The organism is Curtobacterium sp. SORGH_AS_0776 (assembly GCF_031453355.1).
Taxonomy (GTDB): domain Bacteria; phylum Actinomycetota; class Actinomycetes; order Actinomycetales; family Microbacteriaceae; genus Curtobacterium.
The window spans coordinates 3,623,027-3,635,997 of sequence record NZ_JAVIYU010000001.1; the positions used below are offsets into that span (position 1 = coordinate 3,623,027).

The window sequence follows — 12,971 nt, forward strand, 5'->3', positions numbered from 1 at the left end:
GGCCGACGTACCGTACTGCCGACTCCGAATGCTCCACCGAGGGGAAACCGATGAAGAAGTCAGCCTGGCTGCCCGCCGTCATCGCACCGGTCGTCGTCGCCGGCGCCGTCGCAGCGCCGATGATCGCGAACGCGTCGAGCGACCCGGTCGCGGGGACGAACCCGAGCGCGGCGGACGTCATCGCCAGCATCGCGGGGTCGTCCGACGCGAAGTACTCCGGCAAGCTCGTGCAGACGAGCGACCTCGGCCTGCCGGAGCTCCCGACCGGGTCCGGCGGCTCCTCGCTCGAGGGCGACGCCTCGGACGCGCTCGGCCTCCTCACCTCGTCGCACACCGCCCGCGTCTACGTCGACGGCCCCGACAAGCAGCGCGTCCAGCTGACGCAGCAGCTCGCCGAGCAGGACCTCGTCCGGAACGGGTCCGACGTCTGGACCTGGGACTCGAAGGAGCGCACGGCGACGCACGTCACCCTCCCGAAGGACGCCCGGACGCCGGAGTCCGGCGCCGCGACGCCGTCCGACATCGCCAAGCAGGCGATCGACGCGATCACGCCGAGCACCACGGTGTCGAAGCCGGAGGACGTCCGGGTCGCCGGCCACGACGCCTGGCAGATCACCCTCACGCCGAAGTCGACGGGCACGCTCGTCGGGTCCGTGCGCCTGGCGGTCGACCAGCAGACCGGCCTGCCGCTGCGCGCCACGATCGCGGCGAAGGGCCAGTCCGACCCCGCCGTCGAGGTCGGCTTCACGAGCCTGCAGTACGGCGCGCCGGCCGCACGCCTGTTCGACTTCACGCCGCCCACGGGCGCGACAGTCGAGGCGAAGGACCTCTCCGACGCGGCAGCCCACGGCGCGGGCGACGCGCAGCACCGACACGGACGCGCCGGCGACGAGCCGACGTTCACGGGGACGGGCTGGAGCACCATCGCCGAACTGCCGAAGGGCTCGGTCGACCAGACCGCGCTCGGCGACGACGCCAGTGGACTGCTCGACCAGCTGACCCGTTCGGTCGACGGCGGCCGTGCGGTGCAGACCTCGCTCGTCTCGGTCTACCTCACCGACGACGGCCGGGTCCTCGCGGGCGCGGTCCCGGTGTCGGCGCTGGTCGCCGCAGCCGAGTGAGCACGCCCGACGCAGCCCTCGCGATCCGCACCACCGGACTGGCGAAGGTCTTCCGCAAGCAGCGCGCGGTCGACGGGATCGACCTCGCCGTCCCGCGCGGCGCGGTGTTCGGCTTCCTCGGGCCGAACGGCTCCGGCAAGACGACGACGATCCGCATGCTCCTCGGGCTCTCCAGCGCGACGGGCGGCACGATCGAGGTGCTCGGCGAACCGATGCCGAAGGCCCTCCACGACGTGCTGCCGCGCGTCGGTGCACTCGTCGAGGGTCCGGCGTTCTACCCGTACCTCTCCGGCCGCGCGAACCTGTTCCGGTTCGACGCCGCCGACCCCACCTCCGACCCACGGACCCGCAAGACCCGGGTGGCGAGCGCCCTCGACCGCGTCGGGCTCGCGCACGCGGCCGACAAGAAGGCGCACGCGTACTCGCTCGGCATGAAGCAGCGGCTCGGGCTCGCGAACGCCCTGCTCGCCCCGCGGGACCTCCTCGTGCTCGACGAACCGACGAACGGCCTCGACCCCCAGGGCACGCGCGAGGTCCGCAACCTCATCCGCTCCCTCGCCGACGACGGCACCACGGTGTTCGTCTCGAGCCACCTGCTCGCCGAGATCGAGCAGGTGTGCACGCACGCCGCCGTGATGCGGACCGGCAAGCTCGTCGCGCAGGGGCCGCTCGACGAGCTCCGCGCCGCCGGTGCCCGGACGGTCACGGTCCGGACGCCCGACCTCGGGCAGGCCGGCACCGTGCTGAGCCGTCTCGGTCTGACCCCGCGGCACGAGGGCGGCGCCGACGTCCTCGTGGCCGACCTGCCACCAGAGGTCCTGCCCGAGACCATCACGACCGAGCTCGTCCGCGCCGACGTCCGGGTGCGCGGGCTCACCGTCGGCGGCGGCACCCTCGAAGACCTCTTCGTCGCCCTCACCGGAGAGGGCTTCGATGTCGCAGCCTGACGCCGCCACCGTGCCGACGGACGACCCGCAGACGCACGACGTCCGCGCCTCCCCGCGTCCCCGCCAGCGCCCCTTCGCACTCCTCGGGTCCGAGCTCGCCCTCGTCTTCCGACGCCGCCGCACGTGGGCGATGCTCGGGGCGCTCGCCCTCGTGCCGATCCTCATCGCCGTCGCCGTCCGGGTCACGACCGGTGACGACTCCGGCGGTCCTGCGTTCCTCGGCGACATCACGAACAACGGGCTGTTCGTGGCGTTCACCGCGCTGACCGTGTCGATCCCGCTGTTCCTGCCGCTCACCGTGGGCGTGGTCGCGGGTGACACCGTCGCGGGCGAGGCCAGCCACGGCACCATCCGCTACCTGCTCGTGGCCCCGACCGGCCGCGTGCGGTTCATCCTCGTCAAGTACGCGGGGGCGGTGGCGTTCTGCCTCGCCGCGACGCTCCTCATCGTCCTGGTCGGGGCCGCGATCGGCGCCGTGCTGTTCCCGATCGGCCCGGTGACCCTGCTCTCGGGCACGCAGGTCGACGGATGGTCCTACGCCGGACGGGCCGTCCTGCTCGCGCTCTACGTGACGCTGTCGATGCTCGGGCTGTCGGCGATCGGGCTGTTCGCCTCGACCCTGACGAGCGTGCCGGTCGGTGCGATGGCCGCGACGGTGGTGCTCGCCGGGGCGTCCCAGGTGCTCGACCAGCTGCCGCAGCTCGACTGGCTGCACCCGTACCTGTTCTCGCACCAGTGGCTCGGGTTCGGTGACCTGCTCCGCGACCCGATCGCGTTCGACTCGTTCGGGTCGAACGCCGTGCTCCAGCTCGGCTACGTCGTCGTCTTCGGCGCGCTGGCGTACAGCCGGTTCACCCACGAAGGACGTCCTGAGCTAGGCGCTCGGACTCGCCGACCCGCCCGCCATCGTCTCAGTGTCGGTCCCCCGCGCGTCGGCGTACCGGTCGCGCAGGTCACGGGCCTTCTCCGAGCGGTACCAGTCCATCCGTGCACCGGTCTCGACGGTCTGCATCCCGATCACGACCTTGCCGCGGGACTTCATCTCGGCGAGGTCCTCGTACGCCTCGACGATGTACTCGAACGGGTAGAACCCGGAGATGAGCACCTGCACCCGACGGTCCTGCACGGCCCTCGCCAGGAGGGTCAGGAGCTCCCGGGTCTCCTCGTCCTCCGCGGGCGCCCGCAGGAACCGGATCTCGATGTCGCGCCGCGCCTCGGACGACACGAACCGCCCCGATGCGACGCCGAGGCGTTCCGCGAGTTCCTCGGCCCGGCTCTCACCGTGGTTGTCGATGAACGCGGTGATCGGGCGACCGTCCGCGATAGCACGGATGCGTTCCTCCTCGCCCTCGCCGTACACGACGGGCAGGGTGCCGATCTGGCGGAGGTAGTCGTGGTTGCGCGCACTGCCGAGCGCGATGACGGTCGCCCCGGCGTCGTGCGCGAGCTGGCACTCGATGTGCCCGACGCCGCCGGCCGCGGCGGTGATGACGACGGTGTCCTCCGGTCCGAGCTTGAGGCTGCGGACGACCGACACCGCGGTGCACCCGGCCAGGTAGAGGCCGCCGGCGACCTCCCAGCCGACGTGCTCCGGCTTCTTGATGACGGCAGCGCGCGGCACGACGAGCCAGGTGGCGTGCGACCCGCCGTTCGGTGCGTGCCCCATCACCTCGTCGCCGATGCGCAGGTCCTTGACCCCGTCGCCGCGTGCCCGGACGATGCCGGCGAAGTCGACGCCCTGACGAGCCGGGAACGTGAGCTCGATGTGGTCCTGGAGCTTGCCCTCCCGCAGGAACCGTTCGATGTGGTTGAGCCCCGCCGCGACGATCTCGACGACGATCTCGCCGGGACCCGCTTCCGGGCGTTCCTGCGGGACGAGCTCGACGACGTCGAAGTCGCCGTACCGGTCGTACTGCACTGCACTGCCGATCCGCATGGGGTGCTCCTTCGCTCCAGGTGTGCCACCGGCCTACTCGGAGTTCCCGACTGCAACCCGAACGCGCGGGGTACCGGCGTCCGCACACGACGGACGGGAGGGACGGTGCGGGCCCGCACCGTCCCTCCCGTCCGACGAACGGTGCGTCTACTGCCCGGTGGACGCCTCGATGACGCGCGCCACGGTGTCCGCGTCGAGCGCGAACGCGAGCGGATCCGCGTCCGGCCGCGGCACGCGGACCGGTGTCGACCAGACCGAGCCGTCCTCGGCGACGTCGACGACGAGCGCTCCGGAGTCGACGTACGCGGACTCCTCCTCGTAGGCGCCGGTGACGTCGGTGTCGTTCGCGACACCGGGCGCGACGAGCACGGGCACGCCCGCGAGGGTCCCGGCGAAGTGGTGGTGGTAGTGCCCCGCGAGCACGACCCGGACGTCGGAGCCGCGGATCGCGTCAGCGAGCACCTCCGGGTTGCGGAGTCGCAGGGCTTCGTGCAGCGCGGTCGGTGCCGGCAACGGCGGGTGGTGCAGCACGACGACGGTGCCGTGCGGCGCGTGGTCGCCGGCGAGCGCGGCGCGGAGTCGTTCGAGCGACGCCTCGGCGATCTCGCCGTAGCCGACCCCGGGGACGCTCGTGTCGACCGTGACGATCCGCCGACCCGCGACGATCGACTGCCCCCAGACCGGCACGGTCGGCGGGTGGTACTCCATGGTGTGCATGAGCGGCCGGCCGCCCTCGCCGAGGACGTGGCCGTTCGCGAGGACCTGTCGGAACCCCTCGCGGAGGTCGTGGTTGCCCGGGACGGTGACGAGCGCCGCACCGTGGCGTTCCGCCCAGCCGCCGACGCGCTCGAGCACTGCGGCGTACGACTCCGGAGTGCCGTCCTCGGAGACGTCGCCGGACACCACCACGAGCCCGATCCCCGGGACGCCGTCGACCCGGGCGAGCACGCCCTCGAGCGCGGCGGTCGTGTCGACGGACCCCTGGTGCAGCGCACCGTCGCCCGCGAGGTGGGTGTCGGACAGGTGGAGGACGCGGAGGGTCCCGGCTGCGGGCTGCTGCATGGCCCCACGGTAGCGAGGGTGCCTTGCAGTCCCCGGTGCCCCGCGGACGTCGTTCAGTGAGCAGGAATGGTCGGGTCCGGCGACGGGACCCGACCATTCCTGCTCACGATGCGCCCGACTCGAGCTGGTCCTCGAGGTTGAAGACCTCCGGCAGTACACGCGCCGCCTGGTCCGCCCGCCCGGTCGCGCCGTCGAACAGGTCCTGCATGTGCGCCTCCCACGCGGCGGCCACCTCGGACGCTGCGAGCGACGCGTCGGCATCCGCCACCGAGTCCGTCTCGTAGTACCCGATGAGCAGGCCGTCGTCGTCGAGGAACAGCGAGTAGTTCCGACGTCCCGCGGCCGCGATCGCCCGCAGCATCGCCGGCCAGACCGCGGCGTGCCGCTCGCGGTAGGCGTCGAGGTGCTCGGTCCCCACCTGCAGGCGGAAGCAGGCGCGGATCACGCGGGTCCGCGTCGCTCACCGTGGCGTCCGCTCGTCTCGCGCACCCCGCAGCGCCTGCTGGCGCGCGGCGTGCTCCTCTGGCGTGCGGACCGTGCCGGTCGCGCTGGTGACGGTGCCGTAGCGTTCGGCTTCGATCTCCTCGAGGGTCTTGCCCTGCGTCCGCGGCGCCCAGATCGTCCCGACCAGGAACGACAGCGCGAGCAGGCCGAGGATGAGCCCGCCGAGTGCACGGAGCCCGATGTCGGAGAGCAGGAGCGGGAACCAGATGCTCAGCAGGCCGACCATGACCCGCGCGGCGAGGAACAGGACGCCCTGCGCGCTCGCCCGGTACCGGGTCGCGAACAGCTCGCTCGTCCAGAGCCCGTAGAACGCCTGCGCGCCGATGCCCGACGAGATGCCCCACGCGATCGCGAAGAACAGCAGCGTGCCGAGGTTCGCGGGCGCGTAGATGAGGACGGCCCAGGCGACGACCGCGAGCGCGGCGCCGATCGCGTAGAGCAGCCTCCGGCTCATCCGGTCGGCGAAGCGCATGAACCCGAAGTACGTCGCGGCGACGGTGCAGCCCCACACGAGGATCTGCAGCCCGTACTGCTCGGTGACGCTCGTCACGCCGGTGGCGGAGTAGACGCGGGGCTGGAAGATGCCGGCCTGCCCGGCCACGGTGTTCCAGAGCGCGTAGACGCCGAACAGGAACAGCATCGCGGTGAGGTTCTTGCGGCGGCTGAACAGCTGGGTGAAGCCGTGGAAGAAGTTCGCGGACCCGGTGGCCGCGCGCTCGTCCTTCCAGATCGTGGACTCGGGCAGGCCGCGCCGCAGCCACCACACGATCGCGGCGACGACGAACAGGTGCGCGAAGATCAGGCGGCTGCCGAGGAGCCCGAGCGGCGCGGCGGCGATGGCCAGGGCGAAGCCGACCATGGGGCCGATCGACCAGGCGAGCTGCGCGGTGCCGACGTGGGCCGCGCGCTTGTCGGCCGGGGCCTGCTCGGCGATGTAGGTCCAGCTCGCGGGGACGCCCGCGCCGACCGCGATGCCGGTGAGGATGAACCCGACGAGGAGCATGCCGTAGCTGCCGGCGAACACCGCGAGCAGGATCCCGAGCATGTAGAGCAGCAGGTCGTAGGTGTAGATGAACTTCCGGCCGTAGCGGTCGCACAGGGGGCCGCCGATGATGGCTCCGGCCGCTGCGCCGAACGCGTTCGCGGACAGGCTGGCGAGGAGCCCGACCTGCAGGTCCCCGACGTGGAACTGCGCCTGCCAGAGGCTGAGGCTCGTGGCGATCGCGATGATCGACCCCGACTCGATGTAGTTCGACATGGCGACCGAGATCGTCGCCTTCCAGCCCGTGGTGTTGCGGGCTCCGATACGGACCGCCATTGGTCCTCCGTTCGCGTGTTCGACTGTGAATCGTTTCAACGGTGCTGCGGAGACGGTACTCGTCGTTCGGCCGGAGGGCAAGTCGCTCCACCGGAACGGCCACCCCGATGTCAGGATGACCCCATGGCAGTGAGCGTTCGGGACGTCGCAGCGCTCGCCGGCGTGTCACTCGGCACCGTCTCGAACGTGCTGAACCGTCCCGACAAGGTGGCACCGGGGACCGTCGAACGCGTGCAGTCCGCGATCGCCGAACTCGGGTTCGTCCGCAACGACTCCGCCCGCCAGCTCCGCGCCGGCCGCAGTTCGACCGTCGGGCTCATCGTGCTCGACGGCGGCAACCCGTTCTTCACCGACGTCGCCCGCGGCGCCGAGGACGCGGCGATGCAGAAGGGCCTGGCCGTCCTCGTCGGGAACTCCGACGAGTCGGTCGACCGCGAGCACACCTACGTCGACCTCTTCGAGGAGCGCCGCGTCGCCGGACTCCTCATCTCCCCCGCCGGGGACGACCTCGGCCGCCTCGAGCGACTCCGCGACCAGGGCACCGCCGTAGTCCTGGTGGACCGCCGCGCCGACGACGAGCACTTCGCGTCCGTCTCCGTCGACGACGTCGCCGGAGGCCGCATCGCCGTCGCACACCTCACCGCGATCGGACGCCGGCGGATCGCCTTCGTCGGCGGCCCGTTCGGCATCCGGCAGGTCACCGACCGCCACACCGGCGCGGTCGCCGCGGCCGGGGCGGCGGGTGCGGCACTCGAGGTGATCCCGACCACGTCGCTCTCGGTCCTCGAGGGCCGGCGCGTCGGCGAGGAGATCCAGGCCCGCCCGGCCGCCGAACGCCCGGACGCGGTGTTCGCGGCGAACGACCTGCTCGCCGTCGGCCTCGAACAGGCGTTCATCATGCGCGGGTCGATCCGCGTGCCGGAGGAGATCGCGATCGTCGGGTACGACGACATCGCGTTCGCCGAGGCCGCGGTCGTCCCGCTCACCTCGGTGCGGCAGCCGGCGCAGGACCTCGGGCGGCGAGCGATCGAACTGCTGCTCGCCCAGGTGGACCAGGGGCTGGGCACGGACCAGCTGCACGTGGAGTTCACGCCCGAGCTCGTCGTGCGGCAGTCCACCGTCGCCGAGCGCTGAGGGGCGCTGCGCGCTTCGCCGCGCGTCCGTGGTCGTGCCCGTGACCGTGCCGCCGGAGCGACAGGACACAGGCATGCCGTGGCGTCCGTGACGGCAGAGCGACAGACCCCCGGCAACCGTTCGCGGCACACCGTCGCTTTCGCGAACGGGGCGGCGAGCCGCGTCGGACGGGAGGCGCGGGTCGGCGCCGCACCGTCCCTCCAGTCACGGCCGTCGCCCCGCTGGCGCGGTGCGCCGGAACCGGCTGGTGGGGCCCACCTCCCGTCCGACGGATAGCCGGGTGGACGCGTCGGTGCGCCGGCCTGTCCGGCGGATGGCCGGGAGGGAGCGCCGGTCCGCCTACGATCGGAGCATGGTGCATGTCCCCCGGCGCGACGGACCGCCGAGCGTGCACCACGTCGCCGCTCGGGCGGGCGTCTCGCTCGCGACGGTCTCGAACGTGCTGAACCACCCGGAACGCGTGGCCGACGCGACCGCAGCACGGGTCCGTGCCGCGATCACCGACCTCGGGTACACGCCGAACCGCAACGCGCGGGCACTCGTCTCGGGGAGCACGCGGGCGATCGGGCTCGTCGTGACCTCGCTGCGGAACTCGCTCTTCACGGACATGGTGAGCGGGGCGCAGACAACGGCGCGGGCGCGGGGCAACACCCTGCTCGTGACGAACAGCGACAACGACCTCGACGCGCAGGCAGAGCACCTCGCGTTCCTGGAGAGCACACGGGTGTCGGGGATCCTGCTGGCGTCGATGACGACCTCGAAGGAACAGGTCGAGACCGTCCGCAAGCACGGGCTGCCCGTCGTGTACGTCAACTACGAACCCGCCGAGGTCGACGCCTGCTCGGTCGTGGTCGACAACGAGCAGGCCGGGTACGTCGCGACGACGCACCTCATCGAGCAGGGGTGCCGGCGGATCGGGTTCGTGAGTGCGCGTCCGGACCTCCAGCCCGTGGCGCGTCGACGGCAGGGGCTGCTGCGGGCGATCGCGGAGCACCCCGGGGTCGAACTCGTGGACGTCGACGCCGGTGACATCGACCCGCCGGGAGGCACCGACGCCGGCGCCCGGATCGCGGCGATGTCGGCGGAGTCGCGGCCGGACGGGGTGCTCGGGGTGACGGACCTCCTCGCGATGGCGGTGGTGACGGAGCTGCGGGCGGCGGGGTTGCGCGTGCCGGAGGACATCCCGGTCACGGGCTGCGACCACAACTCGATCGCCTGGGGTGGTGCCGTGCCGCTGACCTCGGTGACGATGCACGGGTCGGAGATGGGCTCGGTGGCGGTTGACCTCCTGCTGGCCGAGCTCGACGAGGACCCCGCGGAGCACGTGCACCGGACGGTGGTGCTCGGGAGCGAGCTCGTGCCGCGCGAGAGCACGCTCGGGCGGGCGCGGGCGGCCGAGGTGGCTGCGCGGACGGCGCCGAGCGACCCGAGGCGTACCGAGGCCTGACGCGGCGCGCGCGGCGCTCGGCGTTCCCGAGTCTCGCCTCGGCGGACACTTTCGCGGGCGCGGAGCCGCGAAAGTGCCCGCCGAGGCGAGTCTCGCGCGGCCGTCCGGGCGCGTGCGGTTTCGCGCTGTGCGACACCTCACGCGCCGCCGGCCCCGTGAACTGTCGGCCAGCGCGAAACCTCGCGACCGCGCACTTGCGTAACGAATCAGGATCGGTGATTGACACGCTTCAATCCGCATGGTTCCATTCCGATTGAAACGTTCTAAACAGCACCACCGGGAACCGCATCGGCGCGGTGACCGGGTCCGTTTCACCCGGGTTCCCCCAGTCCCGGGCCTTACGAGGAGGTAAGGAATGTCAGCTCGTCCCCTGACCACCAGGTTGCTCGCCATCGGCGGCGCCGCGGTCCTCATCGGCAGCCTGGCCGCGTGCTCGTCGGGCGGCTCCGCCGACACCGGCAGCGGCGGCGGCAAGGTCACGATCACGTACCTCGCCGACAACGCCGAGGCCACCGCCGCCACCGCGAAGCCGCTCATCGCCGCGTTCGAGAAGGCGAACCCCGACATCACCGTCAAGTTCGACACGAAGCCGCAGGGCACCGACGGCGACAATCTGGTGAAGACCCGGCTGTCGACCGGCGAGATGGCCGACGTCTTCAACTACAACTCCGGCTCGCTCATGCAGGCGCTCAACCCGGACAACACGCTCGTCGACCTCTCGAAGGAGAGCTGGGCGAAGGACGTCGACCCGCAGTTCACCAAGGTCGTCAGCACCGACAAGGGCATGTACGGCGCACCGTTCGGCACCAGCTTCGGCGGCGCCGTCCTCTACAACAAGAAAGTCTACGCGGACCTCGGCCTGAGCGTCCCGACCACGTGGGCGGACTTCATCAGCAACAGCGAGAAGATCAAGGACGCCGGCATCGCGCCGATCATCCAGACCTACGGCGACACCTGGACCAGCCAGCTGTTCGTCCTCGGCGACTTCGCGAACATCACCGCGCAGCAGAAGAACTGGGCGACGCAGTACACGAAGCACAAGGAGTCCTACGCGAAGCAGCCCGCACTCGCCGGGTTCCAGCACCTCCAGGAGGGCAAGGACAAGGACCTCTACAACGAGGACTACGCCTCGGCCACGCAGGCGAACGGCCTGAAGATGCTCGCCGAGGGCACGGGTGCCCAGTACCCGATGCTGACCAACGCGATCTCGGCGATCCAGCAGGATTCGCCCGACGCGGTGAACGACATCGGTGCCTTCGCGTTGCCGGCGGAGAACGCGGACGACACGAACCTCACCATCTGGGAGCCGAACGGCCTCTACATCCCGAAGACGACCACGGGTGACAAGCTCGCGGCCGCCAAGAAGTTCGTCGCCTTCGCGAACTCGTCCGAGGGCTGCAAGGTGCAGAACGACACCGGCACCCCCGGTGGCCCGTACGTCATCTCGACCTGCACCCTGCCCGACTCCGTCCCGCCGATGATCGGCGACCTGCAGAAGTACCTCGACGACGGCAAGGCGAGCCCGGCACTCGAGTTCCTCTCCCCGATCAAGGGCCCGAACCTCGAGAAGATCTGCGTGCAGGTCGGCTCCGGGATCTCCTCCGCCTCCGTGGGTGCGAAGCAGTACGACGACGACGTCGTCCAGCAGGCCCAGCAGCTCGGCATCAAGGGCTGGTGATCCGGTGACCGCGACCCTCACGACGGCGGTGGCCCCGCCGCAGACCACGAAGACGGGCCCCGGCCCGGCCCGCAGGCGGATGCGTTCGTTCTACCCGGCCTGGTTCTTCATCCCGGCGATCGCGCTCTACGTCGTGTTCTTCGCGGTCCCGACCTTCGCGGGGTTCTACTTCTCGCTCACCCGCTGGACGCTGTTCGACCAGACCTTCATCGGCTTCGACAACTTCGTCCGGTTCTTCCAGGACCCGCAGCTCGTCTCCGGGTTCGTGCACACGTTCGAGTACGGGTTCGTGACGAGCGCGGCGAAGGTGGTCCTCGGACTCGCCCTCGCCCTGCTCCTCACGAGCCCCGTGCTCGGGCGCGGGTACCTCCGAGCGGTGGTGTTCTTCCCCGTGCTGGTGTCGACCATCGGCATCGGCATCACGTTCAAGGCGCTGATGGACCCCTTCCACGGGATCATCAACGGCGCCCTCGGGGCGGTCGGCCTCCCCACTCCGGGGTGGCTGACCGACCCGGCCCTCGCCCTCTGGAGCGTCGCCGCGGTGGACGTCTGGAAGGGCGTCGGCATCGCGACGCTCATCTTCATCGCCGGCATCGTGGCGATCCCCCAGGAGTACTTCGAGGCCGCCCGGGTCGACGGCGCCAGCGCGTGGACGATCTTCACGAACATCACGCTGCCGCTGTCCCGCCCGGCGATGGGGACGGTCATCATCCTGTCGCTCATCGGCGGCCTGCGGTCGTTCGACCTCATCTGGGCGATGACCGGCGGCGGACCCGGCTTCACGAGCGACGTCATCGCGAGCGTGATCTACAAGCAGTACCAGGCCGGGTTCTACGGGCTGTCGACCGCCGGCAACGTCGTGTTGTTCATCGTGGTGACGGCGATCATGGTCCCCATCTCCTGGCTCATCAACCGCAAGGAGGCGGACCTGTGACCGCGATCACCAGCCAGCGGCTGACCCCCACACGAGCCCGGAGCCGCAACACCGCACGCAAGTGGGTCATCGGCATCGTCGCGATCGTCGTCAGCTTCGTGGTCTTCCTCGTGCCGTTCGTCTTCGTCCTGCTGCAGGCCGCGAAGAGCCCGGCCGAGGCCAACCAGCTCGGCTTCAGCCTGCCGACCCAGTGGCAGCTGTGGCAGAACCTCGTGGCGGTCATGCAGACCGGCGACGGCGGGATCCTGCGCTCGTTCCTGAACAGCGCCGTACTCACCGTGGGGAGCGTCATCATCATGGTGGTGTTCTCCGCGATGGTCGGCTACGTCCTGCAACGGCGGCCGAGCAAGTGGAACGGCCTGATCAACTTCTTCGTCCTGGCCGGCCTCATCGTCCCGCCCGCGATCGTCCCGACGATCTGGGTGCTGCAGGGGCTCAACCTGTTCAAGACCATGGGCGGGATGATCCTCATCGAGGCGACCTTCGGCCTCTCGTTCTGCATCCTGCTCTTTAGGGCGTTCGTCGCGACGATCCCCAAGGAGCTCGACGAGGCAGCCGTGCTCGACGGCGCCGGTCCGATCCGCCTGTTCTTCGGGGTCGTCCTGCCGCTGCTCAAGCCGGTCATCATCACGGTCGTGCTCGTGCAGTCGGTGACGGTGTTCAACGACTTCACGAACCCGCTGTACTTCCTGCCGGGTTCCGAGAACGCGACGGTGCAGCAGACGCTGTACACGTTCCAGAGCCAGTCGGTCAGCCAGCTGAACCTGCTGTTCACGGACGTGCTGCTCATCACGATCCCGCCGCTGATCCTCTACATCTTCTTCAACCGTCAGATCGTCGCCGGCATGACGAGCGGCGCCGTCAAGGGCTGACGCCCGATCCACGGCCTG

At 70.8% G+C, this 12,971-nt stretch carries 11 protein-coding genes and 1 pseudogene; 8 read left to right on the plus strand and 4 right to left on the minus strand.

Annotated elements, in window-relative coordinates:
• The first annotated feature begins 50 nt into the window (after nt 1-50).
• The 3 genes and pseudogenes from QE359_RS17675 to QE359_RS17685 all read left to right on the plus strand — a co-directional run bounded on the left by QE359_RS17675 (nt 51) and on the right by QE359_RS17685 (nt 2,946).
• Nucleotides 51-1,121, plus strand: coding sequence for a sigma-E factor regulatory protein RseB domain-containing protein (locus tag QE359_RS17675; protein ID WP_309780142.1), 1,071 nt, complete (start codon nt 51-53; stop codon nt 1,119-1,121).
• Nucleotides 1,118-2,068 (plus strand): ATP-binding cassette domain-containing protein, encoded by a 951-nt coding sequence (locus QE359_RS17680; protein WP_309780143.1) that lies wholly within the window; start codon nt 1,118-1,120, stop codon nt 2,066-2,068. Before QE359_RS17675 ends, QE359_RS17680 begins: the two co-directional genes overlap by 4 nt.
• Nucleotides 2,055-2,946: pseudogene (locus QE359_RS17685) on the plus strand (ABC transporter permease). The gene QE359_RS17680 and the pseudogene QE359_RS17685 overlap by 14 nt, the downstream one beginning before the upstream one ends.
• Here the strand turns inward: QE359_RS17685 and QE359_RS17690 are convergent.
• The 4 genes from QE359_RS17690 to QE359_RS17705 form a co-directional block, all read right to left on the minus strand.
• The gene (locus QE359_RS17690) at nt 2,943-4,004 is read right to left on the minus strand and encodes an NADP-dependent oxidoreductase (RefSeq protein ID WP_309780144.1); all 1,062 of its coding nucleotides are present in this window, start codon (nt 4,002-4,004) and stop codon (nt 2,943-2,945) included. The pseudogene QE359_RS17685 and the gene QE359_RS17690 overlap by 4 nt on opposite strands.
• Nucleotides 4,005-4,151: 147 nt before the next feature.
• Nucleotides 4,152-5,066, minus strand: coding sequence for a metallophosphoesterase (locus QE359_RS17695; RefSeq protein WP_309780145.1), 915 nt, complete (start codon nt 5,064-5,066; stop codon nt 4,152-4,154).
• A 103-nt stretch (nt 5,067-5,169) separates the two neighbouring features.
• Nucleotides 5,170-5,511 carry an L-rhamnose mutarotase gene (locus QE359_RS17700; RefSeq protein WP_309780146.1) on the minus strand — a complete coding sequence of 114 codons (342 nt, stop codon included), beginning with the start codon at nt 5,509-5,511 and terminating at the stop codon, nt 5,170-5,172.
• 15 nt (nt 5,512-5,526) lie between these two features.
• A complete protein-coding gene (locus QE359_RS17705) occupies nt 5,527-6,888 on the minus strand; it encodes an MFS transporter (protein ID WP_309780147.1) in 1,362 nt (453 codons plus the stop codon).
• Nucleotides 6,889-7,011: 123 nt separating this feature from the next.
• On the opposite strand from QE359_RS17705, the gene QE359_RS17710 reads away from it, so the two are divergent.
• From QE359_RS17710 to QE359_RS17730, 5 genes are all read left to right on the plus strand, one after another.
• A complete protein-coding gene (locus QE359_RS17710) occupies nt 7,012-8,022 on the plus strand; it encodes a LacI family DNA-binding transcriptional regulator (protein ID WP_309780148.1) in 1,011 nt (336 codons plus the stop codon).
• 352 nt (nt 8,023-8,374) lie between these two features.
• Nucleotides 8,375-9,469: a LacI family DNA-binding transcriptional regulator gene (locus QE359_RS17715; RefSeq protein WP_309780149.1), complete on the plus strand. Its 1,095-nt coding sequence runs from the start codon at nt 8,375-8,377 to the stop codon at nt 9,467-9,469.
• A gap of 355 nt (nt 9,470-9,824) precedes the next feature.
• Entirely contained in the window at nt 9,825-11,147 is a 1,323-nt protein-coding gene (locus tag QE359_RS17720; protein WP_309780151.1) for an ABC transporter substrate-binding protein, read from the plus strand.
• Nucleotides 11,148-11,151: 4 nt separating this feature from the next.
• On the plus strand, nt 11,152-12,081 hold the full coding sequence (locus tag QE359_RS17725) for a sugar ABC transporter permease (RefSeq protein ID WP_309780152.1): 930 nt from the start codon (nt 11,152-11,154) through the stop codon (nt 12,079-12,081).
• A 5-nt stretch (nt 12,082-12,086) separates the two neighbouring features.
• Nucleotides 12,087-12,953, plus strand: a complete 867-nt coding sequence (locus tag QE359_RS17730; RefSeq protein WP_309780464.1) for a carbohydrate ABC transporter permease — start codon at nt 12,087-12,089, stop codon at nt 12,951-12,953.
• Nucleotides 12,954-12,971 lie beyond the last annotated feature (18 nt).